This window comes from Propionibacterium ruminifibrarum (genome assembly GCF_900289195.1).
GTDB lineage: Bacteria > Actinomycetota > Actinomycetes > Propionibacteriales > Propionibacteriaceae > Propionibacterium > Propionibacterium ruminifibrarum.
Genome location: NZ_OMOH01000007.1, coordinates 11351 through 33296, shown reverse-complemented (window position 1 = coordinate 33296; position 21946 = coordinate 11351). Strand labels below are relative to the sequence as shown.

Below are 21946 nucleotides of genomic sequence, written 5' to 3'. Positions count from 1 at the left end.
CGAGCCGCCGCGTCACGCCGCACGGCGGCTCTTCGGTGACCGTGATGGCTGCGTTGTTGCCATGGGCTTGTGTTCCGGCATCCGCCGCATAGGGTGATGAACCGGATCCTTTATGTCCGAAATCGGACTCGAATGCGGTGGAGAAGACCCCATGACGACAGATCTGATGACTCTGCAGAGAGCCATCAACGCGGCGAGCAAGCGCATCGACGAGGCCTACCACCGCGCCGCCCGCGCGGCAGGGCTCTCGGACAGCTCCTTCGACATCCTCTACGCGCTGCACGTGGCCGGCGAGGGCTGCTCGCAACGGCGGCTGTGTGAGCTGTGCTTCACCGGCAAGCAGACGGTCAACTCGGCCATCAAGAGGCTTCAGGACGAGGGCACCATCCGTGTCGAGCCCGGCGCCGGGCGCATGACGCATGTCTTCCTCACGGCACGGGGCCGGCGGATCGTCGGCGAACGCATCGTCCCGGTCATCGACGCCGAGCTGGCCGCACTGGCCGCCATTCCCAGCGGGCAACGCGCCGCGCTCGTCTCCGCCCTGACCACCTACTCCACCGCCCTGTCGGATGAACTCGACGCGATCTGGAGCGACTGACGGCCATGGACATGTCACGCCACTTCAGCGTCCGCGCCCTGCTGCGCTTCACGCTGCCCTCGATCTCGATGATGATCTTCACCTCGATCTACGGCATCGTCGACGGCCTGTTCGTCTCGAACTTCGCCGGCAAGACGGCTTTCGCCGCCGTCAACCTCATCATGCCGTTCATCATGATCCTGGGCACCCTCGGTTTCATGATGGGGTCAGGCGGCAGCGCGCTGGTCTCCCACACCCGCGGACGGGGTCGCGGCGAGCTGGCCGACCGGTACTTCTCGATGATCGTCTACGTCACGCTCGGCGCAGGCATCGCCCTGGCGGTGGTCGGCGCCCTCGTCATGCGCCCCGTCGCCCAGCTCCTCGGCGCGTCGGGCGAGATGCTGGAGCTGAGCGTGCTGTACGGGCGGATCCTCATGGTCTCGCTGCCGGCGTTCATGCTCCAGTACGCCTTCCAGGCCTTCGCCTCGACGGCCGGCAGGCCCCGGCTCGGCCTGTACGTGACCCTCGCGGCGGGGCTGGCCAACATGTCGCTGGACATCCTGTTCGTCGGCGTCCTCGGCCGGGGCGTGGCCGGCGCGGCCTGGGCCACTGTCGTCTCCGAGCTCGTCGGAGGCCTCGTGCCACTGGCCTGGTTCGCACGGCCGAACCCGAGCTTCCTGAGGCTGGGACGCCCCGCAGGGGATCCGGCCGCGCTCGGCAGGGCCTGCGTGAACGGCTCGTCCGAGATGATGGCCGCGATCTCCATCTCGGTGGTGAGCATCATCTACAACCTGCAGCTGCTGAGGTTCATCGGCCAGGACGGGGTGGCCGCCTACGGCACGGTCATGTACGTCAGCATGATCTTCACCGCGATCTTCGAGGGCTTCTGCATGGGTTCGGCCCCGCTCATGAGTTTCCAGCACGGCGCCGCGAACGATGTCGAGAAGCGCAGCCTCATGCGCAGATCACTCGCCATCATCACCATCACCGGCGCATTCATGATGGTCGCCTCGCAGCTGCTCGCCCACCCGCTGGCGTTCATCTTCGCCGGCTACGACACGAGGCTCATGCAACTGACCGAGACGGCCTTCCGCATCTTCTCGCTCTCGTTCCTGTCGGTGGGCGTGGGCATGTACGGCTCGTCGCTGTTCACCGCCCTCGGCAACGGTCTCGTCTCGGCGGCCCTGGCGGCTGGCCGGACCCTCGGTCTGGAGGTCTGCTCGGTGCTGCTGCTGCCGACACTCATCGGGCCCGTGGGCATCTGGTCCTCGATCATCGTGGCCGAGACGATCGCGGCCCTGGTCGTGCTGGTGCTCATCAGGACGCTCGGCCCCCGGTACGGCCTCGTGGGCCGCAGGTCCGGCCAAGCCGGCCCTCAGACTGCCCCGGTACTGACGGCTGCCACGCCCACGACCGAACCGGCCCTCGACTGATCGTTGGTCGGTGACGGGTCTCGCCCCATCGGGCCGGCCCCGATGGGGCTGGGCGCCTGCCCGGCTACTGGCGGCTGACCCAGTCGAACACGTCGGTGGCCTCCCGGCGCCCGTCGGCCAGCGCCAGCAGGTAGAAGGTGGCGTGCGCCATGGCGTCGCGGATCGGCACCACGACGCGGCCCTGTCGTGGCGCCGAGAGCGAGGGGGCGTCGGTGACGAAGTAGGCCATCTCGGTGCTCAGGGTCAGCTGCTCGAAGACGTCCCGGTCCTCCTGGATGATGAATTCCGAGTGCGGGAAGGCCCGGTCGCACATCTCGCGCCAGAAACCGATGGCGCCCAGCAGAAGGAAGCTCTCGCCGTCGAGGTCCGCGGCGGTGAGGTCCCCGCGGTCGGCAAGACGGTGCTGCTGCGGCAGCGAGACCGACAGGTTCTCGACCATGAGCTGGCGGGAGCGCACGCCGGGCAGTGTGTGCGGGCGCAGGGCGATCCCCAGGTCGAGCGTCCCGTCGAGGATGCCCGCCTCGACCTGGGCCTCGGAGATCATCTTCGAGGTGAGCACCGTCTGCGGGAAGCGTTCCACGATGAGGGCTGTCAGGCGCCACAGCGGCGCGGGGGCGACCGTGCCGACGCGCAGCGCCCTGGTGCGGCGGGCCAGGGCATCGAGGGCGTCGCGCATGAGTCGTTCGTCGCGCAGGATCTGCCGGGCGTGGTCGAGCGCGACCTGCCCGGCCTCGTTGAGTTCGAGACGTCGGCCGACCCGGTCGAACAGGGGCTGGCCGAGCTCGGCCTCGAGGCGGGCGATCGACCTGCTCAGAGCCGGCTGGGAGATGTGGACGGCCACCGCCGCCGCGCTCATGGTGCCCTCGCGGGCGATGGCGTCGAGTTGACGCAACTGCTCCAGCTCCATGCCCCACCTTCCCGTCAGACTCACCCTACTTATGCATTCGAAGCATAAGCGCTGGTGTGAAAAGCATTTCACACGGGGCGCGCCGGGGTGAAGACTGAAGGTGAGAAAACCATCGAGCACAGGAGCACCCGATGCAGAGCTTCACGATGAACGACGGCCACCAGATCCCCGCTCTCGGCTACGGCGTCTTCCAGATGACCTCCGCCGAGGTCACAGAGCACCTGCCGCAGGCCCTCGAACTGGGCTACCGGCACATCGACACCGCCAACGCCTATTTCAACGAGGTCGCCGTCGGCGAGGTGGTGCGCGACGCCATCGCCGCCGGCGCCGTGACGCGCGAGGACCTGTTCATCACCACCAAGCTCTTCCCCCAGAGCTATCCCTACGCGCAGTGCGGCAAGGACATCGACGCCACCCTGGAGCGGCTCGGCCTGGACTACGTGGACCTGCTGCTCTTCCACCAGCCCTACGGCGAGTACGTGGCCGGCTGGAAGGCCATGGAGGAAGCCGTGGCAGCGGGCAAGGTCCGCTCGATCGGCCTGTCGAACTTCCCGATCGCGAAGTTCCAGGAGATCCTCGACGTCGCCGAGATCATCCCGGCAGTCAACCAGGTGGAGGCCCACCCCCGCTGGAACCAGCACGAGCTGAAGGCCGAGATGGAGCAGGCGGCCGGCACCGAGGTGCTCGTCGAGGCCTGGTACCCGCTCGGCCACGGCGACAAGACACTGCTCGACGAGCCGGCCATCACCGCCGCCGCGCGACGCACCGGCGCCACCCCGGCCCAGGTGATCCTCGCCTGGCACCTCGCGGAGAAGAACGTCACCTTCCCCAAGACCCTCAGCCGCGCCCACATGGCCGACAACCTCGCCGTCCTCGACGTGGAGCTGACGCCCGACGAGATCGCAGCGATCAACCAGATCCCGCAGCAGCCCTACTACGTGATTCCGGACGAGCCGCCCGCCTTCACGACGACCGTCATGGACTACTCCCAGCAGGCCTGAGCGCAGAATCAGCCGGATCCGTCACGAAGATCACCACCAGGAAGGAGTCCCTGTGACCACCACCGTTCCCACCACGACCCTCAACAACGGCGTCGAGATGCCCGTCCTCGGCTACGGCGTCTTCCAGACCCCGCCCGATGAGACCGAGCGCTGCGTGCGCGAGGCCCTCGAGGTCGGCTACCGGCTCATCGACACCGCCCAGGCCTACGCCAACGAGGAGGGCGTGGGGGCCGCCGTCGCGAAGAGCGGCCTGCCGCGTGACGAGGTGTTCATCACCTCCAAGATCTGGGTGTCCAACATGAACTACGAGCGCGCCGCCGCCTCCATCGACGAGTCGCTGGCCAAGCTCGGCACCGACCACATCGATCTCATGCTGCTGCACCAGGCGATGGGTGACTACCCGGGCGCCTACCGGGCCATGGAGGACGCCTACAAGGCCGGCAAGCTGCGCGCCATCGGCGTGTCCAACTTCTACCCCGAGCGCCTGGTGGACGTCGCCGCGCTGGCCGAGATCCCGCCGGCAGTCAACCAGATCGAGACCCACCCCTTCCGCCAGCAGGACGCCGCCCACGCGGTCATGGCCGAACTGGGTGTCGTGCACGAGGCCTGGGCGCCCTTCGCCGAGGGCCAGAACAACATCTTCGCCAACCCGGTACTCGCCGAGATCGGCGCCAAGTACGGCAAGAAGCCCGGGCAGGTGATCCTGCGGGCGCTGATCCAGAAGGACGTCGTGGTCATCCCGAAGTCCACCCACCGTGAGCGCATGGCGGAGAACTTCGACGTCTTCGACTTCGAACTCACCGAGGAGGACCTGGCGACCTTCTCCGCCCTGGACGACGGCACGCTGCCGCGCATCTTCGACCACTACGACCCGAAGGTCGTCGGCTGGCTGCTGCGCGACATGGTCAAGCAGCAGATCGGCGGCGGCTCACTGTACTGAGCACCGGCGGGATGAGGCTGACGCGCAGGGGGTTCGCCCTGACGGCGGGCAGCGCCGTGTTCGCGACGGTCATGGGCTGCCGGCTCGGGCGCAGGGGCTTCTCACCACTTCGACGTGACCGCCCCGACCACCCCGGCAGCCCAGACAATCACAGAGCAAACGATTCCATGGAAGGAACACCAGCATGTCCGCATCCCGCACGATCCTCGTCATCGGCGCCACCGGCCAGGTGGGCCGCGTCGTCGTCGAGGAGGCCCTGGCCCGCGGGTTGAGCGTGCGCGCCCAGTCCCGCAACGCGACCCGGGCCGCCCGCTCCCTGCCCGTCGGGGCCGAGGTCGTCGAGGCCTCCCCCACCGAAGCCGCCTCTCTGGCCGCGGTCCTGGACGGCGTCGACGTCGTCATCCTCACCCACGGCGGGGACGCCGACCTGGAGAACAACTACTACGCCGTCCTCCCCGCGCTGCTGGAGGCGCTCGCCGGCCGGCAGGAGGTTCACATCAGTCTCATGACCTCCATGTACATCTCCCACCCGTCGGGCGAGTCCTGGGACTGGAAGCGCCGCGCCGAGCGACTCGTGCGCGTCTCCGGGCATCCCTACACGATCGTCCGGCCCGGCTGGTTCGACTACCAGGGGCCCGCGGACACCCGGATCGACCTCAAGCAGGGCGACCGCATCGGCGGCCGGCCCGGCGTCGACCGCCACCACATCGCCCAGCTGCTCATCGAGGGCGCCCTCAACCCGTCCGGCGAGCACCGCACCGTGGAGGTCTTCTCCCAGCAGGGCGAGCCGGTCACCGACTTCGAGGAGCTCTTCGCCGCCGCCCAGCCCGACACCGAGACCGGCCGCGGCGTCCTCGACGAGGTCCTCGTCCCGCTGGACGACGAGCCCGCCAGGGTGCGGGCCGACGTCTCCCGATTCGGCGCCTGAACGGCGCTCTGCCGTCTCACCGCAACCATGGCTGGCGACCCGCCAAGCAGGTCATCTGCGAGTCGTGGCAGGTAGCGCACAGCTCGTTCCTCCAGCTTCCGAAACCCGCATGTTTCCGCCACTGGCCTACCCGGCTGCGTGACTTGGACGGGATTCATTGCGTCAGTTGGCGCTATGTTGCGACCATGACGAACACCCCGGGCTCCCAGCACCCCTCCCGGCCGGCTTCCCGACCGGCGCAGACATCCCCGGCACCCGGGATGAAGCGGGAGGAGTTCCTGGCCTACGCCGAGAGCCACCGCGACTGGACGCCCGGCTGGGACGCCATCGACGCCGAGCTGGCCCGTCTCTACCCGGGCCAGGAACCGGAGCACTTCGCCACGCTCGCCCCCGATCGTGTGCGCTTCGGCGGCGACCAGGTCCTGGAGGGCCTGTCCCTGTACACCTCACCCAAGGGTTACCGTCACATCGTCACCTACGGGCTGAGCACCCTGGCCGCCGACGTCGACGCCCTGGGCGGGGACCACAGCGGCTGGGGCTACGAGCTGACGATGAAGCCGGCCGAGACGGACACCGCCCGGTGCATGTGGGCCCTCGACACCCTGGCGAGTCTCGCCCGGTACACGGACACCACTGCCCGGCCGCTGACCCCTGGCTACTCCCTGGCGGGAAGCGGCTCCCCGGTCTGCCCCGGCGCGCCCGCCGAGCTGACCGGGCTGTTCGTGGTCCCCGACACCGAGGCCCGCACCACTGACACCCTCTTCGGCGAGCTCGCCTTCAACCAGGTGACGGCCATCACCACCCACGACATCAGCGTCCTGTCCCTGGAGCCCCACCGCGCGCCCGAGCTGCACCGGCGCATCCTGGCTGACAGCCCGGACGCCGTCATCGACGTCTCCCGCCCGCCCCGCTCCTACCTGTAGCCACAGCGGGGCCAACGTGTCCTCGTAGTCCTTGGCGAAGCCGGGGATGACTCGCCACGGACCCGGCGCCACGCCGCGGAGCCAACGTGATTTCACTTTCGTTCACGAGCGGTTATGATCGTCACGGTTTCTTTCAATACATCCACACCCTTGCCGCCCCCTGAAGAGTTCCGGAGACACGAAGCAGACCAGGAAGGGCTGCATCCATGAGAAGAAGGCTTTGTTATCTGCTGGGCGCGGTCCTCGCGTTCAGCGTCGTGGCACCGGGAGGGGCGACGACAGCGACCGCGCAGAACACCCCGGTGCCAGCACAGGTGCTCCAACAGGGGACGGCTGCCGACGCCCCCGGGCAGGACGCGTCGACTCCCCGGCCGCGGACGGCGCTCTTCGACGCCGTGACGGTCACGGTGGGCGATGAGGCCGCCCTGCGGCAGGCCATAGCGGACGCCACCGACGGTGACGTGACGACGATCAAACTCACCGGCGACATCGCCCTCAACGGCACCGTGACCATTCCCGCCGGCAAGGTCATCACCATCACGGGTGACGATGGCGCGTCGCCGACCGTTACGAGCAACGCCAAGCCCTTCTTCCAGGTGGAGGCCGGCGGGACCCTCACCCTCAGTGGTGACGTGACCCTGGACGGCCAGGGCAGGAACAACAGCTTCGTCGTCACCGAGGGCTCCTTCATCCTGGACGGCGCCACCCTGCGCAATCTGCTGGCCTCGCGGCAGAACTTCAACGACGACAATGTGGGGGCCGTGATCGTCACGGGCAGCGATGCCACGTTCGCCATGGCCAGCGGCCTCATCACCGACACCACCATCGACCGTGACCGCGGCGCGGCCGTCTACGTCCGCAACGGCGCGACCGCCACGATGAGCGGCGGCACCATCACCAACACGACGATCGACAACCAGCTCGCCGGGTCGGTCGTGGTCGACGGAGCGACCTTCACCATGGAGGGCGGCGAGATCTCCAACGGAAACGCCGGGAACCAGATCCAGACCTCCGGTGGCGTGCTCGTGCTGGCGCTCAACCGGACGGGCGCCACCCCCGACAACGCCGTCGAGTCCACCTTCACGATGAACGGCGGCACGATCACCAACTGCTCCGCTCCGCGCGGCGGCGGCGTCTACCTCTACGGCGGCTCAGCCCAGGTCAGCGACTGGTGGTCGAAGGCGCACTTCACGATGAACGGCGGCGAGATCTCCAACTGCCAGGGGACCGGCCTGGTCATGGCGAACGGTGAGGTTTCCGACGGCGCAGGCGGCGGCGTCTACGTCGAGAGCGGCAGCGACTTCGTCATGAACGACGGCACCATCACGGGCAATACCGCCACCGGCATGGGCGGGGGCGTCGCCACCTACGACACCTACGTCAACTACTTCGGCAAGACCCCCTACGAGGACGGGTTCGCCCAGTGGCCCAACTTCTTCCCCGCCTCGTTCACCATGAACGGCGGCACGATCTCGGGCAACAGCGCCCAGGCCGGGCAGACTGAGGACGGCGACAGGGGCTGCGGCGGCGGCGTCTACTCGGCCTCCAGCGAGGTGCGCATCAACGCCGGAGTCATCGAGAACAACACTGCCAGCAAGCAGGGCGGTGGTCTCTACGTCGGCTCGGTCCCGTACTCCCTGTACATCAATGACTCCCTCATCACCGACAACGAGGCGTCCGTGCTCGGCGGCGGCGTGTGGTTCTGCCCGACCGGCGAGGCCAGCATCAACGTGAACAGCGGCACCGCGCTCTACGGCAACAGCGCGCAGGGCGCCGGCGATGACGTCTCGATCGTGCGCTTCCCCGACAACGAGGAACCGACGACGGCGACCATCGCCGACCGCATGCTGGGCGGCGGCCTGGCCGACTGGCACCGCGACGGCGCGGCCATCGAGTCAACCGATGACCAGCTCGGCGTCCCCGACCCGGACGTGCCCCGCTACTCCGCCGGCACGGCAGACCAGACGGCGGTGTCGGGAATCGTCGACGACCCGGCTTCTTATCAGCTCAAGGCCACGCCGAGCGATCAGGCCGTCCAGCTCAGCTCCGGGCTCGCCAAGGTGATCGTGCGGAACAACTCGTCCACCCGTGGCGGCGGCATCGGCTCGAACGGCAAGGTCGTGCTCGGCAACGAGCACGAGTACACCGAGAGCCTCACCGTGACCAAGCAGTGGAACCCTGGCCAGACGGGGCTCAGCGCCCCCGAGAGCATCACGGTCTGGCTGACCATCGACGGCTACCGCGTGGAGAGCGTCGTACTCGACGAGTCGAACGAGTGGACCCACACCTTCGAGGGCCTGCCGCTGGACTCGGGTGCCTACATCGAGGAGGACGCGCCCGAGGGCTGGTCTGCCGATTACCGGCGCGAGTACGACCCGGACACCCGGGTGATCTCCGTCGTCGTCGTGAACGAGGCCATCGAGGTGACACCCGAGCCGACCCCGACACCGGAACCTGCCCCCGATGTGACGCCGACGCCCGATGTGACCCCGACGGCGCCCGCTGAGACAGGCACTCCGACGCCGGAAACGCCGTCCAAGACGAGACCGGCCAAGATGCCGCGGACCGGTGAGGATGCTTTCGCCGGGCTGCTCGGGGCCGTGGCATTGATCGCCGCCTGTGCCGGCGCCCAGACGCTGCGCAAACGCAAGCAGTCATAACGAGAGATGACCGGTCGGGTGCGGAACGGGTATCCGCACCCGACCGGTCTTTTCCACGTCCGGCCTACTCAGCGCGGGGCCGTCATGCCCGAGCGGCGCTCGAAGACCTCACGCTCACGCTGCATCGGGGCAGAATCAAGCCGGACGTAGCACCCGTCCTCACTCGTCACACCATTGGCCACACCCCAGCACCAGATCTCCTCACACTGGGCAGCAGCGAGCCGCTCCCGCTGCTCGAAGCCGCCCCGGGCGCCGCCAGTCCCCGGCAGGGGAACGGCTTTCCCGTCGGGTCCCGCCACAAGGACGCGGGCACCCGCAACGAACAGGCTGGACCGTGAAGTCGGCCAAGCGATCGTCGTTTTGCGATCCACCTTGATTCCTGTCCGGTCCACGACCGTCCGGCTGAAGCTCAGCGAGGCCTCACCCAGCGCGAACAGGATGCAGACGACTCCGAACAGGAGCCCGAGCACGCCGACCACCGCGTGCCAGAAGCCTTCGGGCTCCACCAGCATCGACACAGCGGTCACCGTGAGGGGAAACACCGAAGAGGAGAAGGGCGATCCCTGAATCGCAGGCGAACTCCCACAGCCGGTGCCATGCCGGAGCCCGGTAGACCAGCATCGGTTCACGCCCGATGACGGCGGCACGTCCAACGGCAGGCGCACGAGCCAGGAGCGAGTCCACAGCGACAGTCCCCGGATCGGGGGCCAGCCCTGTTCGACGGCGAAGCGCCAGATCGCGTCCAGGGCTTGTCGGGCCTGGTCACCCGCTTTCTCCCCACGCCACCGGAAGGTGCCGCCGAAGACCCCTCCAGGCATCCTGATGGTGTCGTCTGTCGTCCGGCGTCCCGTTGTTCAGGACGAGGCGGTACCGCTCGACACCGCGCGTTACGGGCCAAGGACGCCATTGCCTGCGAACCATCCGGTGCAGCTCGATGCCGCGCCCGCTCAGGACGGTCCGGTACCGCGCCACATTGACCGCCCACAGGGTGACGGGGACAACGACGAAGAAGGCCCGAGCATCCCGGAGCCGCGCCAATCCCCTCATCGCGTCAGGACAACAGCCGTTGATCGGGCCGGTCAAGCGCGCGGGACAGCGAAGACCTCGGCACTGGGCGATTACCGGGGAGGACCCGGTTCCGTGTCAGGGATCGCCAGGGCTGTGACCCGGCACTCTTGTCCGCCCAGGAACCCTGACCGTGGAGCACGGCATCGCCTTCAAGGAATGGGCAGGTCGTCATCTCCCACGAAGCAGCACACGCCGAGGGATTCTCGCACCACCATGCATCATGCCAGTGTCATCAGCATGTCGAGAACTCGTCGATCCCCGAAGGTGTCAACGGCATGCTGCGCCAGTTCGGCCAAGCCTCTTCCATTCGACTCGACCCGAGTGTCAGCACCCTGTTCGACAAGGAACTTCGCAACTTCATACGCGCCGAACCAGGCGGCACTGGCGAGTGCCTTGTCCAACACGGACTGTCTGTCGTCCTCAGGTACGAATGGCAACAGTCCCCTGAGGATCACGACCTGCTCGGATTCCTTCTCCGGGCGCTGCCTGAAACGCACCGTATGATCAATCAGGATCGGCGCCTCATCCCGCAGGTCGGCCCTCCCCTGCATCCTCAGGAACAGACCACTTTCGGCATTGCCGCAGAGCGGCACCAGCAGCTTGGCCCACTCCTTGGGAGTCAGGCCATGCTTACGATCTTCTTCTTCAAGACGTGACAGGATTTCTTCATCGGTCTGCCCCTGCGGTCTCTTCCCGATGTATCGCTGCAGCCTTCTCAGTCCCTCTGCGTCCACGACAAGCCTCCAGTGGTCCGATTGCTCACCCGCGGGGTCCAGCGCCGGCGAGCGGCGATTCGTCCGAGTCGCTCGAAGCGTAACAGTCCGGCGCATGCCTTCCATCCAGGGCGAGAGACGGCAGAGCCGGCTGTCCTGCAGCTGTTCCTCATGCGCCAACGCCTGACCGTCAATGCCGGTTCGGGCCAGCCGGCCGCCGCGCCGGACTGCGAATCGCCCCGGGCCCGAGCATCCCGCCGATCCGCACAGCCGTTCTCGGCGGGTCAAGTTCAGAGAACAGAGCAGATGTCCAGGTACACTAACCCTGAACTACCCCGGATCCTCACCTCCGGGCCCACGTAACACGAACCCGAAGGGAAGGACGATGAGAAGACGTTTGCGCCGGCTCGCAGCAGTGCTGCTCCTCGTGGTGAGTCTCACCGCATTCGGCGGCACGACCACGGCGAACGCCGAGGGGAATGATGCCGCGGCCCACTTCCACGCGACGATCACGACCGAGAACGAGTCCATCGCGAATGGCCAGTACGCGGCGTTCAACGTCTCGTACACGCTCGATCGCGGCCAGATCAGTGCCGGCGACTACGTGAACGTCACCGTTCCCGACACGCTGCGGAACGTCTCGTTCGCCGTGAGTCAGCAGGTCTTCTCCGACGTGGAGGATCTGGGAGGCGGCCAGTACCGGCTCGTCTTCAACGAGAACGCCCCGAACGGCATCTCCGGGTCGTTCTCGATCTCGGCCTTCGGCAACAACAACTCCGATTCGGCCACGACGGCCACGGTGACCGTCGGTGACGCCTCCAAGACGATCACCGTGGGCGCCGGCAGCCACGGCGGCGGCGTGGGCCCTGAGACGCGGGGCATCATCAAGTGGGGGTACGAGGGTGACGGCTACACGCAGGACACGGCGAGTTCCGGCGTGTACGACCAGAACAGGGACGTGACCGTCACCTACGCCATCGAGGTCGATCCCCGGATGAGCAGGATGACTGGTGTCACGGTGAGCGACACCCTGCCCGCGGAGATGGTGCTCGATCCCTCCTCGATCAGGATCGTGACCGAACTCCCCGATGCCCAGACCGGCCCAGAGTTGTCGGCCGAGGAGGTCGCGCAGATCGTCTCGGTCTCGGGCAACACCATGACCTTCGACTTCGGCGACCGGCTCGACGGCACGAAGTATTACCGCATCTACTACGACGCGACGGTGCCGGCCGGCACGTCGGTCAGGCTCACGAACAATTCGAGCATCACCTACACGGGCCCGAACGGCCCCGACGTCGAGACCTCGTCCTTCACACTCAAACCCCAGTCCGGATACAGCAGCTCGCTCGGCTACAAGAGCGTCGACAAGACCGAGATCAGCGATGACCCGGAGGACCAGACGGTCACCTACACCATCACCTTCGAGAACGACCAGGCCTTCGCCGCCGGCGAGATCAACCTCACCGACGAACTCGACTCCAACGTCACGTACGTCGACTCCTACGCCTCCAACTACTTCTCGCTGAGCTACGACGAGGCGAAGAACACGGTGAGCATCACGAACACCGAGGCCATTCCCGCCAGCTCGCGGCAGACGGTCACCATCGTGACGGACTTCACCGGGGTGCCCGCCGGAACGACCATCGAGAACACTGTCGGCGGCAACACGACGAAGACGACGAAGGTCGCCGGGTCACTCGTTCTCACCGCCACGAAGACCGTCGATGGGGCAGCCCCCGGCGACAAGGTCTTCTCCTTCGAGCTGCTCGACGCCGACGGCATCGTTCTGCAGACCGCGCAGAACACCACGGACGGCACCGTCTCCTTCGACCCGATCAGCTACGGCCGCCAGGACATCGGTGTCACCCACACCTACACGGTCCGGGAGAATCCGGATGAGGGACCGCAGGGATACGAGAACGACACGGCGGTCTACACCGTGGCCGTGACCCCGACCGACACCGACGGTGACGGGATGCTGGAGTGTGATCCGGTCATCACCAAGGATGGCGAGCCTGCCGGTGACATGGTGTTCGACAACAAGCTCATCACCACGCCGGAACCAAGCAGCCCGACCCCGGAACCAAGCAGCCCGACCCCGGAACCAAGCAGCCCGACCCCGGAACCAAGCAGCCCGACCCCGGAACCAAGCAGCCCGACCCCGGAACCAAGCAGCCCGACCCCGGAACCAAGCAGCCCGACCCCGGAACCAAGCAGCCCAACTCCAGAGCCCAGCAGCCCGACCCCCGAACCCAGCAGCCCTGCTGCGAGTTCGCCCTCTGATGTTCCGAGCAGCAGCTCTCCAGAGGCGACCGACAGCAGCACCGCACCGGCCGCTGAAAGCACCACCTCCGGCAAGCGTCCTCAACGCCTGCCGAAGACGGGCGCCGATTCGGGCGGCCTCACGGTTGGGCTCCTGCTCGTCGCGACTGTCGGTGGCGCTCTCGCACTGCGCCGTCGCTGACGCACTGGGTAGCGACTGACCGCAAGGGTCCCGGCTCAGCAATGGCTGGGCCGGGACCCTTCATGTGCTGCGGACGCGGAGACCCTGCCCCTAGGATCGGGGACATGTCATTTCGTTCGCCGTCCCCAGGAACCGTCCCGCCCGAGGGGCCCCTCCGGCTCTGCGGAATCGATCTCCCGTCCGGTGTCCATCTGGGCCCGTTCGATACTGACCGCCGCATCGTGCCGCTGGCCTGGATGACCGCCGAGCCCGTCGAGCCGGAACTCCTTGGTGCGTGGATGCGCCGCCTCGCCGCGGATTTCGGGCGGACCGGGCTCTGGCCGGTGGCCCTGGCCGGTTTTGCCGGGGACCTGGAACGCCCCTGGCGCAACGGCGAGTTGTTCGAGCCGGGCGGGAACAGCGACTTCGACGTCGAGGACTTCCTGCTCTCCCCCACCGATCCACAGGACTTCGCCGATCCCGACGACATGGCCGCCCACCTGGGAAACATCGCCCCGATCGCCGCGGTGCGCCGGCTCGGCGGCCCGGTCGAGGCTCCACCGGCCGGCGCGGATGAGCTCATCGTCCCCTGGAACGGGAGCGAACCGCTGGCCCTGGGCCTCGTCCCGGCCACCTCGCCGGCCGGGGCGCTGAGCGGGCTCGGCTGGTGGGGGCCGACCAACTACGGTCTTGAGGGCGAGGCCATCGCGCGCATCGCGGCCTCATGGCAGGAGCGTTACCACCTCACCCTGGTGGGCATCGGCTTCGACACGCTCACGCTCCAGCTGCCCCCGGACGGCCTCATCCACCACGAACTCATGGACCTGCTCGCGGAGGTCTACCGGGTCTGCCCGGACGACTACGAGCAGAGCGACTTCCACGACCTCGAGTCCTACATCGAGTTCAGGGACTTCTCCCCCGTCCTCGGCCTGTGGTGGGACTGAGCGGCTGAACGCAAGACCCCCGGCCACGAGGAGTCCTCCGGGCCAGACACCCAGGGGCCCGCGCAACCTCGTGCGCGAGCCCCTGCGGTACGGGTCCGACCGCTGGTGATCAGACCAGGTGCGTCGTGAGGAACGCGGTGATCCGCTCCCACGGGATCGCGTTCTGCTCACCGCCGTCGTACAGGTCGGTGTGGGAGGCGCCGGGGATGGAGACGAACTCCTTGTTGTCCCCCTTCAGCCGGGCGAAGGCGTCCTTGCCCATGTAGTAGGAGTGGGCCGCCTCGCCGTGGACGATCATGACGGCGTTCTCGATCTCCTCGATGTAGCCCAGCAAGGTGGCGTTCATCAGAGAGGACCCGCCGATGACGGTCCAGCCGTCGTTGGAGTTCAGCGAGCGGGGGTGGTAGCCGCGGGGCGTCTTGTAGTAGGCGTGGTAGTCCTTGACGAAGTCGGGGGCATCTTCGGGCAGCGGGTCCACGACACCGCCGGCCATGGCGTAGCTGCCGGAACGGTAGTCGGCGGTGCGCTGGGCGGCGACGGTGGCACGTGCCTGGTTGCGGGCCTCGGCGCTGTCGGCCGAGTCGAAGTAGCCGTTGGCGGCCACTCGGCTCATGTCGTACATGGTCGAGGCGACGGTTGCCTTGATCCGCGGGTCGGCTGCCGCTGCGGCCAGCGCCATGCCGCCCCAGCCGCAGACACCGATGATGCCGATGCGCTCGGAGTCGACGTCGTCACGCACGGACAGGTAGTCGACTGCTGCCTGGAAGTCCTCGATGTTGATGTCCGGGGAGTTCATGAAGCGGGGCTCGCCGCCTGACTCACCGGTGAAGCTGGGGTCGAAGGCGATGGTGAGGAAGCCGCGTTCGGCCATGGCCTGGGCGTACAGTCCGCTGGACTGCTCCTTCACAGCGCCGAAGGGCCCGCTCACGGCGAGTGCCGGAAGAGTCCCATTGGTTCCCCTGGGCTTGTAGAGGTCGGCCGCCAGGGTGATGCCGAAGCGATTGTGGAAGGTGACCTTCTCGTGGTCCACCGCGTCGCTGGGCGGGAAGACCTTGTCCCACTCCTGGGTCAGGTTGAGCTGTTCGTTCTGCATGATCCTCGTCTCCTTCTGGCCTCTTCCTGCGGTGAGAGCGGCAGTCGGTGGTCCGTCGGCACGACCACAGGGCTTCTGGAACGATTCTCGTCATCCCAGTGTTATTTCTCCAATGGTTTTTCTGCATGTCAGATATGCTTGTTGCGCATCTCACATCACTGAAAATGAGGCGGGACCATGGAGATTCGCGTCCTGCGCTCCTTCCTCGCGATCGCGCGTGAGGGGAGCATGACCCGTGCCGCGGAACAGCTGCACGTGACCCAGCCCACGCTGTCCAAGCAGATGAAGTCATTGGAACGGGAGCTGGGCCAGAGACTGTTCGTGCGCCACAGCACCAGCGTGGACCTCACCGACGAGGGCGTGCTGCTGCGCGAGCGCGCCGCCGATCTCGTTCTCATGGCCGAGCGCATCGAGCAGGAGTTCTCGGGTCTGGGGGACGTCACGGGCGGCGACATCTACCTGGGCCTCGCCGAATCGCATCAGGTGAGTCTCATCGCCCGCGAGATCAAACGCCTCAAACAGGCGTGCCCGGGACTTCGGTACCACATCACCAGCGGTGACACCGAGCAGGTGACGGAGAAGCTCGACCGGGGTGTCCTGGACTTCGCCGCCCTGGTCGAGGAGCCCGACGACGAGAAGTACGAGCACCTCACGTTCCCCGGCGCCGACGTGTGGGGCGTGGTGGTGCGGGATGATCACGAGCTGGCGAGCAGGAGCGCCGTGACACTGGACGACCTGGTCGGTGTGCCGCTGTTCTGCTCCGAGCAGTCCTGGCGGAGGGACATCCCCCTCTGGGCCGCCGAGCGGATGCCCCAGCTGCACCTGGAGGGCACCTTCCGGCTCGCCTACAACGGCGCCGTCTTCGTCCGTGAGGGGCTGGGCTGCCTGCTCACCTTCGACCGGCTCGTCGGTACGGGTGAGGGCACCAGCCTCGTGTTCCTGCCGCTGGCCCCCGCGCTCACCACGACGATGCACCTCATCTGGCGCAGGCACCAGGTCTTCTCCCCCATGGCCGAACGCTTCCTGGCCCAGCTGCGTTCCTCTCTGACCGCCGCCGGGCAGTGACGCTCTGCGACCGCCATGGGCTCACCGATGGTGGGGTCCCCTCCGGGGCCGAGAGGCACGGCCGAACCGTCAGGAACCCGCCCGGTAGTAGAGCACGGCGATCTGGGTGCGGTTGCGCAGCCCGAGCTTGGCCAGCACCGCGCTGATGTGATTGCGCACGGTGCCCTCGCTCATGAAGAGCCGCTCGGCGATCTCGGCGTTGTCCAGGCCCTCGCAGACGGCCTCGACGACCTCGTACTCGCGGTCGGTGAGGGCGCTGAACGCCCCGTTGCGTGACGACCCGGCGGTGCCCCCGGTACTCAGGGCGGCGGTGCGTTCGAGCACTTCGCCCTCGAGCACCCGCATCCCGGCCATGACACTGCGCAGGGCCGGCGCGATCCGCGCGACGTCCTGCTTGATCAGGTAGCCCCGGGCGCCCATCCGCAGCGCCCGCACGATGTACTCGTCGTCGGAGAAGGTGGTGAGGAAGACGATGCGCGCCTGCTCGTCACCGGCCAGGATCCGTTCGGCCGCCGCCAGCCCGTCGCCTGCGGGCATCTGGATGTCCATGAGCCAGATGTCGGGCCGTTCGCGGGCGTGCAGCTCGACGGCCTCGGGGCCGCTGCCGGCTGTCCCGGCGACCTCGATGTCGTCCTCGGCATCGAGGATGGTGGCGAGTGAGCCGGCGACGATGGCGTCGTCATCGACGATGAGGACTCTCATGGGTTCTCCTTCGGCAGGGTGGCGAACACCGTGAATCGGGGGCTGGTGGTGATCCTCAGCACGCCCCCGAGCGACTCGATGCGTTCCCGCATCGAGCGCAGGCCCATGCCGCTGGCGTCGTGAAGCCGCTCGGGGGCGGGTGCGGCGCCGTCGTTTCCGATGGTGATCTGCCAGAACACCGGGTACTCGGCGAGCACGACCCGGGCCGAGCCGGCCCGGCCGTGCCGGGCGGCGTTCGTCAGTGCCTCACGGGTGACTGCGATGAGGCAGCGCGAGACGGCAGGCGGCGGCTCCCGGTCCAGGGTGCAGCGCACGGCCACGTTCTCGATGCCGCAGCGCGAGCCCAGCACGTTGAGGGAGGTCGCCAGGTCCTCACCCTCGTCCGACAGGGCGTGAACGCTGCGGCGCATCGAGTCGAGTGCCTCGTTGAGCGTGGCGTTCACCCCGCTCAGCTCCGCCACGACGGCCGGTTCGTCACGGTGAGCGAGCTGCAGCGCCTTCGTCTGGAGGACGAGGCGGGTGAGCAGGTGCCCCACGGTGTCGTGAATCTCACGGGCGATCCTGGTGCGCTCGGACAGGGTGGCGGCCCTCGTCTCGTGGTCCTGGGTCTCGAGCAGGCGGGCGTTCGAGTCCTCCAACTCGCCGATCTTCACCTGCAGGTCGTCCCGCAGGACGTGCAGGCGCCGCTGCATCGCCTCGCCCTGCGCGGTGCGGACGGCGAGGGCAGCGGCCAGCGCGGACACGATGGCACCCTGCCCCGCGGCGAGCAGGGGCAGACCGTGCCACGCCACGGCAGCAAGGACCGGGACGCAGCAGGCAGGGAGCAGCCATGCGCGGCACGACCCGCGGGCGACCGCACGGACCAGGTCGTGGACGAGCAGTGGCGCGCCGAACACCGACCACGGCGACAGGGCCCCCAGCAGCAGGTAGGCGACCGGCACGACGATCGCGGCACGGGCGCGCTCTGGAAGAGTGCAGGCAGCACTGAGCGCCAGCGCGCCGAGCAGCCACGAGATCCCGGCCGCCACCGGCGGGCCGGGGAGCAGCGCCAGGGCGATGCACCCGCACCAGATGACGCTCTTGTCCACCAGAACCCTCATGAGGGCGATTATCCGGCACACCGGAACCCGGTGGGCCCGCCGTCTGGACTCGTGACAGAAGTCATGGGTCGGGCCCTCGCCGCGTGACAACGCTCACTTCTGCGCACCGACCGAGGCACGGAATGATCATCGGGACGATCAACAGGAAGGAGCCGACATGGCCGACGAGGCGGTGTCCGTCGAGGGGCTGGTCAAGCGCTACGGGGAGATGGTCGCGGTGGACAATCTCTCGCTGCGCATCGAGTCCGGTGAGATCTTCGGCCTGCTCGGACCGAACGGCTCGGGCAAGACCACCACGATCAACTGCGTCCTGCAGCTGCTGAGCTACGACCGCGGCGAGGTCGCCGTCTTCGGCCGGCCGATGACGGCCACCTCCTACGAGCTCAAACGGCGCATCGGCGTCGTGCCGCAGGATGTGGCGGTCTTCGACGAGCTCACCGTCGCCGAGAACATCGACGCCTTCTGCGCCCTCTACGTGCCCGACCGCAGGCGGCGCAGGGCACTCGTTGCGGAGGCCATCGACTTCGTCGACCTCGGCGGGTTCACGAAGTTCCGGCCGAGGAAGCTCTCCGGCGGACTGCTGCGCAGGTTGAACATCGCCTGCGGCATCGCCCACCAGCCCGAGCTGATCATCCTCGACGAGCCGACGGTGGCCGTCGACCCGCAGAGCCGCAATGCGATCCTCGACGGCATCCGGGGGCTCAACGAGCGCGGCGCGACGGTCATCTACACGAGCCACTACATGGAGGAGGTCGAGCAGCTGTGCACCCGCATCATGATCATGGACGCCGGAAGGCAGCTGGCGATCGGCACGAATGACGAGCTGAAGTCGATGATCGGCACGGGCGAACGCATCCGGGTGGAGATCATCGGCACCGAGCCCCTCGGCGAGGACGTCGTCGAGCAGCTGCGGCGCCTCGGGCACGTGCGCACCGTCGACTACGAGATTCCCGAGCTGCACGTCGAGTGCACCTCCGGGGCGCACAACCTGTCCGACGTGCTCGGCGTGCTGAGCGGCCGGGGCGTCGCCTACGGGCGGGTCACATCCGAGCCGCCGACCCTCAACGACGTCTTCCTCGAGATCACCGGGCGCGCCCTGCGGGACGAGGCGGCCTGAGATGCTCACCATCGGCTCTTACCAGGTGCTGCGACTGCTGCGCGACAAGGTCCTGCTCGTGTGGACCCTGGCCTTCCCCATCATCATGTCCCTCATCTTCATGGCCGCGTTCTCGGCGCTCGACGACTCATACGAGGCCGACCCGATCGAGATGGGCGTCGTCCAGGACGACGCCTACGAGGCCGCCGAGGGATTCGACGCCTTCATCGCCGCCCTCTCGTCGGAGCAGGACGGGACCCACCTCATCAACACCCACCGGTACGCGACGGCGCACGAGGCCGAGACGGCAGCGAAGAACGGCGACACGGTCGGCTACATCGAGGTCGAGGACGGCACACCGGTGCTGCGCGTCCTGCCGAATGACAGCGCGGCGAACACGGTCCCCGTGCTGCGGGCCGCCCTCGACTCCTATGAGCAGACCAGGGCCCAGTACGCCGCCCTGGCTGCTCAGGGGGCCGGCCCCGAGCAGATCGCCGCCATGCAGGTGCAGCACGTGTCCACCCAGCGCGCCCAGATCACCGAGTCCCCCAGCAGCCCGACGGTGCGTTACTACTTCGCGCTGCTCGCCTTCGCCTGCGGCATGGGCATGCACATCTCGATGCTCGCCGTGCAGGAGGTCGTGGCCGGTTCCTCGCCGCTCGGCGCACGTCGCACGCTCGCGGGGATCCCGCGGTGGAAGGTGCTGGCGGGCACGCTCGGTGCCGCATGGCTCGGCATCCTCGTCTGCCTGCTCGCCGCCTTCTGGTTCATCCGCCTCGTCGTGGGCGTCGACTTCGGGGCGCACACCGGGATGTGTCACCTGGCGATCGGCGTCTCCAGCCTGCTGTCCTGCACCGCGGGCGCCGCCCTGGGAACCGTCCGCGGGATGAGGACGGGGGTCGTCTCCGGCATCACCTGCCTGCTGTCGCTGTTCACGGGTCTGTACGGCACGGCGGCGCAGGAGCTCGCCGACACGGTGCAGAACTCCCTGCCCCTGTTGGCGCAGCTCAATCCCCTGTGGCAGTCGGCGCACTGCTTCTTCTCGCTGCTCTACTACGACAGTCTTGCGCCCTTCGCGCACAGCTGCGCCGTCATGGGCGCCATGGCGTGCCTGTTCCTTTCGATCGCGCTGGTCCGGATGAGGAGGATGAGCCATGAGCATCTTTAAGTGCTCGCTGAGGATCATCGCCGCGCACCGCGGCTACATCCTCATCTACCTGTTCCTGCTGAGCATGCTGGGCCTGCTCACCGGGTTCTCCAGCGGGAACTACAACTCGCAGCTGCTCGAGGATGTGCCGACGGTGGCGGTCGTCGACCGGGACGGCTCGGTGGTGTCGCAGGCTCTGACCGACTACGTCGAGTCCTCGGGCGAGCCGGAGCCCCTGGACGACGACAAGCGTGCCATGCAGGACGCCACCGCCCAGAACCGCATCCAGTACATCCTCATCATCCCAGCCGGCTACGGGGACGCGTTCTTCGATGCGGCCCGCCAAGGCCAGGACGCACCGGTTCTGGACACGATCGTCAGCTACGATTCGGCGTCCGGCTCCCTCATGGACGTGCGCACCCGCGCCTGGCTCGACCAGGTCTACGCCCACCTGGCATCCGGCACCGCCGGGCCCGAGGGAGCCGTCGGGCTCGCCGACGAGGCGATGACCCAGGAGGCGCAGGCCGAGCTGATCACGCCCGACGGCGCGCCCCTGCCCGACAGCCTCGTCGTCTTCGCCAAGTTCTCCACCTACCCGCTGTTCGCCTTCTCCGTCGTGGCCGTCTCGACACTGACGACGGCGCTGGGCCGCCGCCCGGTGCGGTCGCGCATCAACGCGGCGCCGGTCGGCGGTCTGCCGCGGAGCACGGGCGTGCTGTGCGCCTGCCTGGTCGTCGGCGTCGTGGGCTGGGCCTGGATCATGGCTCTGGGCATCACCGCGTTCGGCCTCGAGCACGTGTCCGGCTCTGCGCCGCTGCTCGGTGTTCTCGCCCTGGCCCTGTTCTCCTACGTGCTCGTGGCCTCGGCGGTCGGTTTCCTGCTGGGGCAGCTCGGGCTCGGGGAGAACGCATCGAACGCCGTCGCGAACATCGCGGGCATGACCCTGTCGTTCCTGTCCGGGGCCTGGGTCCCGGTCGATTACCTGCCGAACGCGGTCATCACGGTGTCCCGCTTCACGCCCTGCTACTGGGTGAACCAGGCGATCAACGGTGCCGCCGACCCGACCTTGACCGCCACTGGATCGCTGGCCACGCTGGTGGGCGACTGCGGGGTGTGCGCCCTGTTCGCGGCGGCCATCCTGGGTGTCGGGCTGGCCCTCGGGCGCTCCCGGTCGAGCACCTCGCTGTGACCGCGTTGGGCCTGCGG

At 68.0% G+C, this 21946-nt stretch carries 19 protein-coding genes; 13 read left to right on the top strand and 6 right to left on the bottom strand.

The window, feature by feature from the left end; genetic code table 11:
* Nucleotides 1-151 precede the first annotated feature (151 nt).
* Nucleotides 152-598 (top strand): MarR family winged helix-turn-helix transcriptional regulator, encoded by a 447-nt coding sequence (locus PROPJV5_RS09110; RefSeq protein ID WP_182858663.1) that lies wholly within the window; start codon nt 152-154, stop codon nt 596-598.
* A gap of 5 nt (nt 599-603) precedes the next feature.
* Nucleotides 604-2010, top strand: coding sequence for an MATE family efflux transporter (locus tag PROPJV5_RS09105; RefSeq protein WP_119716040.1), 1407 nt, complete (start codon nt 604-606; stop codon nt 2008-2010).
* Nucleotides 2011-2074: 64 nt separating this feature from the next.
* Here the strand turns inward: PROPJV5_RS09105 and PROPJV5_RS09100 are convergent, their stop codons facing one another.
* Entirely contained in the window at nt 2075-2917 is an 843-nt protein-coding gene (locus PROPJV5_RS09100; RefSeq protein WP_119716039.1) for a LysR family transcriptional regulator, read from the bottom strand.
* Between the two features lie 131 nt (nt 2918-3048).
* Between PROPJV5_RS09100 and PROPJV5_RS09095 the strand changes: the two genes are divergently transcribed.
* The 5 genes from PROPJV5_RS09095 (at nt 3049) to PROPJV5_RS13045 (ending at nt 9369) form a co-directional block, all read left to right on the top strand.
* Entirely contained in the window at nt 3049-3918 is an 870-nt protein-coding gene (locus PROPJV5_RS09095; RefSeq protein WP_119716038.1) for an aldo/keto reductase, read from the top strand.
* A gap of 52 nt (nt 3919-3970) precedes the next feature.
* Nucleotides 3971-4858, top strand: coding sequence for an aldo/keto reductase (locus tag PROPJV5_RS09090; protein WP_239018453.1), 888 nt, complete (start codon nt 3971-3973; stop codon nt 4856-4858).
* Between the two features lie 184 nt (nt 4859-5042).
* Entirely contained in the window at nt 5043-5786 is a 744-nt protein-coding gene (locus PROPJV5_RS09085; RefSeq protein ID WP_119716037.1) for an NAD(P)H-binding protein, read from the top strand.
* Between the two features lie 185 nt (nt 5787-5971).
* On the top strand, nt 5972-6709 hold the full coding sequence (locus tag PROPJV5_RS09080; protein WP_119716036.1) for a suppressor of fused domain protein: 738 nt from the start codon (nt 5972-5974) through the stop codon (nt 6707-6709).
* A 206-nt stretch (nt 6710-6915) separates the two neighbouring features.
* The gene (locus tag PROPJV5_RS13045; RefSeq protein WP_147385416.1) at nt 6916-9369 is read left to right on the top strand and encodes a Cna B-type domain-containing protein; all 2454 of its coding nucleotides are present in this window, start codon (nt 6916-6918) and stop codon (nt 9367-9369) included.
* A 68-nt stretch (nt 9370-9437) separates the two neighbouring features.
* On the opposite strand, the gene PROPJV5_RS12415 is transcribed toward PROPJV5_RS13045, so the two are convergent.
* Nucleotides 9438-10187, bottom strand: coding sequence for a hypothetical protein (locus PROPJV5_RS12415; protein WP_147385415.1), 750 nt, complete (start codon nt 10185-10187; stop codon nt 9438-9440).
* 468 nt (nt 10188-10655) lie between these two features.
* Nucleotides 10656-11171 (bottom strand): basic helix-loop-helix domain-containing protein, encoded by a 516-nt coding sequence (locus PROPJV5_RS09065; RefSeq protein WP_147385414.1) that lies wholly within the window; start codon nt 11169-11171, stop codon nt 10656-10658.
* Nucleotides 11172-11535: 364 nt separating this feature from the next.
* Between PROPJV5_RS09065 and PROPJV5_RS09060 the strand changes: the two genes are divergently transcribed.
* Both PROPJV5_RS09060 and PROPJV5_RS09055 read left to right on the top strand, forming a co-directional pair.
* Nucleotides 11536-13614, top strand: coding sequence for a Spy0128 family protein (locus PROPJV5_RS09060; protein ID WP_182858662.1), 2079 nt, complete (start codon nt 11536-11538; stop codon nt 13612-13614).
* Between the two features lie 221 nt (nt 13615-13835).
* Nucleotides 13836-14537 (top strand): DUF4253 domain-containing protein, encoded by a 702-nt coding sequence (locus PROPJV5_RS09055; RefSeq protein WP_182858661.1) that lies wholly within the window; start codon nt 13836-13838, stop codon nt 14535-14537.
* Between the two features lie 109 nt (nt 14538-14646).
* Here PROPJV5_RS09055 and PROPJV5_RS09050 read toward each other — a convergent pair whose 3' ends face one another.
* Complete coding sequence (locus PROPJV5_RS09050; RefSeq protein WP_119716030.1) at nt 14647-15630, bottom strand: alpha/beta hydrolase; 984 nt, start codon at nt 15628-15630, stop codon at nt 14647-14649.
* Nucleotides 15631-15807: 177 nt separating this feature from the next.
* On the opposite strand from PROPJV5_RS09050, the gene PROPJV5_RS09045 reads away from it, so the two are divergent.
* Complete coding sequence (locus tag PROPJV5_RS09045) at nt 15808-16695, top strand: LysR family transcriptional regulator (RefSeq protein WP_119716029.1); 888 nt, start codon at nt 15808-15810, stop codon at nt 16693-16695.
* Nucleotides 16696-16764: 69 nt separating this feature from the next.
* On the opposite strand, the gene PROPJV5_RS09040 is transcribed toward PROPJV5_RS09045, so the two are convergent.
* Together PROPJV5_RS09040 and PROPJV5_RS09035 are read right to left on the bottom strand one after the other, a co-directional pair.
* Nucleotides 16765-17397, bottom strand: coding sequence for a response regulator transcription factor (locus PROPJV5_RS09040; RefSeq protein WP_119716028.1), 633 nt, complete (start codon nt 17395-17397; stop codon nt 16765-16767).
* The gene (locus tag PROPJV5_RS09035; RefSeq protein ID WP_119716027.1) at nt 17394-18497 is read right to left on the bottom strand and encodes a sensor histidine kinase; all 1104 of its coding nucleotides are present in this window, start codon (nt 18495-18497) and stop codon (nt 17394-17396) included. The genes PROPJV5_RS09040 and PROPJV5_RS09035 overlap by 4 nt, the downstream gene beginning before the upstream one ends.
* A 157-nt stretch (nt 18498-18654) precedes the next feature.
* Between PROPJV5_RS09035 and PROPJV5_RS09030 the strand changes: the two genes are divergently transcribed.
* Genes PROPJV5_RS09030 through PROPJV5_RS09020 form a run of 3 tightly spaced genes read left to right on the top strand, consistent with a single transcriptional unit; the run spans nt 18655 to nt 21929 of the window.
* Nucleotides 18655-19614, top strand: a complete 960-nt coding sequence (locus PROPJV5_RS09030; protein WP_119716026.1) for an ABC transporter ATP-binding protein — start codon at nt 18655-18657, stop codon at nt 19612-19614.
* Nucleotide 19615: 1 nt separating this feature from the next.
* Nucleotides 19616-20761 (top strand): ABC transporter permease, encoded by a 1146-nt coding sequence (locus PROPJV5_RS09025; RefSeq protein WP_119716025.1) that lies wholly within the window; start codon nt 19616-19618, stop codon nt 20759-20761.
* Nucleotides 20748-21929, top strand: a complete 1182-nt coding sequence (locus tag PROPJV5_RS09020; protein WP_182858660.1) for an ABC transporter permease — start codon at nt 20748-20750, stop codon at nt 21927-21929. The genes PROPJV5_RS09025 and PROPJV5_RS09020 overlap by 14 nt, the downstream gene beginning before the upstream one ends.
* Nucleotides 21930-21946: the final 17 nt, after the last annotated feature.

Bases quoted from the DNA above. Each gene is read 5' to 3' on its own strand.
- PROPJV5_RS09095 (WP_119716038.1), top strand. From the start codon at position 3,049: ATGCAGAGCTTCACGATGAACGACGGCCACCAGATCCCCGCTCTCGGC.
- PROPJV5_RS09035 (WP_119716027.1), bottom strand. From the start codon at position 18,497: ATGAGGGTTCTGGTGGACAAGAGCGTCATCTGGTGCGGGTGCATCGCC.
- PROPJV5_RS09045 (WP_119716029.1), top strand. From the start codon at position 15,808: ATGGAGATTCGCGTCCTGCGCTCCTTCCTCGCGATCGCGCGTGAGGGG.
- PROPJV5_RS09025 (WP_119716025.1), top strand. From the start codon at position 19,616: ATGCTCACCATCGGCTCTTACCAGGTGCTGCGACTGCTGCGCGACAAG.
- PROPJV5_RS13045 (WP_147385416.1), top strand. From the start codon at position 6,916: ATGAGAAGAAGGCTTTGTTATCTGCTGGGCGCGGTCCTCGCGTTCAGC.
- PROPJV5_RS09080 (WP_119716036.1), top strand. From the start codon at position 5,972: ATGACGAACACCCCGGGCTCCCAGCACCCCTCCCGGCCGGCTTCCCGA.
- PROPJV5_RS09060 (WP_182858662.1), top strand. From the start codon at position 11,536: ATGAGAAGACGTTTGCGCCGGCTCGCAGCAGTGCTGCTCCTCGTGGTG.
- PROPJV5_RS09105 (WP_119716040.1), top strand. From the start codon at position 604: ATGGACATGTCACGCCACTTCAGCGTCCGCGCCCTGCTGCGCTTCACG.
- PROPJV5_RS09085 (WP_119716037.1), top strand. From the start codon at position 5,043: ATGTCCGCATCCCGCACGATCCTCGTCATCGGCGCCACCGGCCAGGTG.
- PROPJV5_RS09110 (WP_182858663.1), top strand. From the start codon at position 152: ATGACGACAGATCTGATGACTCTGCAGAGAGCCATCAACGCGGCGAGC.
- PROPJV5_RS09030 (WP_119716026.1), top strand. From the start codon at position 18,655: ATGGCCGACGAGGCGGTGTCCGTCGAGGGGCTGGTCAAGCGCTACGGG.
- PROPJV5_RS09050 (WP_119716030.1), bottom strand. From the start codon at position 15,630: ATGCAGAACGAACAGCTCAACCTGACCCAGGAGTGGGACAAGGTCTTC.
- PROPJV5_RS09040 (WP_119716028.1), bottom strand. From the start codon at position 17,397: ATGAGAGTCCTCATCGTCGATGACGACGCCATCGTCGCCGGCTCACTC.
- PROPJV5_RS12415 (WP_147385415.1), bottom strand. From the start codon at position 10,187: ATGCCTGGAGGGGTCTTCGGCGGCACCTTCCGGTGGCGTGGGGAGAAA.
- PROPJV5_RS09020 (WP_182858660.1), top strand. From the start codon at position 20,748: ATGAGCATCTTTAAGTGCTCGCTGAGGATCATCGCCGCGCACCGCGGC.
- PROPJV5_RS09100 (WP_119716039.1), bottom strand. From the start codon at position 2,917: ATGGAGCTGGAGCAGTTGCGTCAACTCGACGCCATCGCCCGCGAGGGC.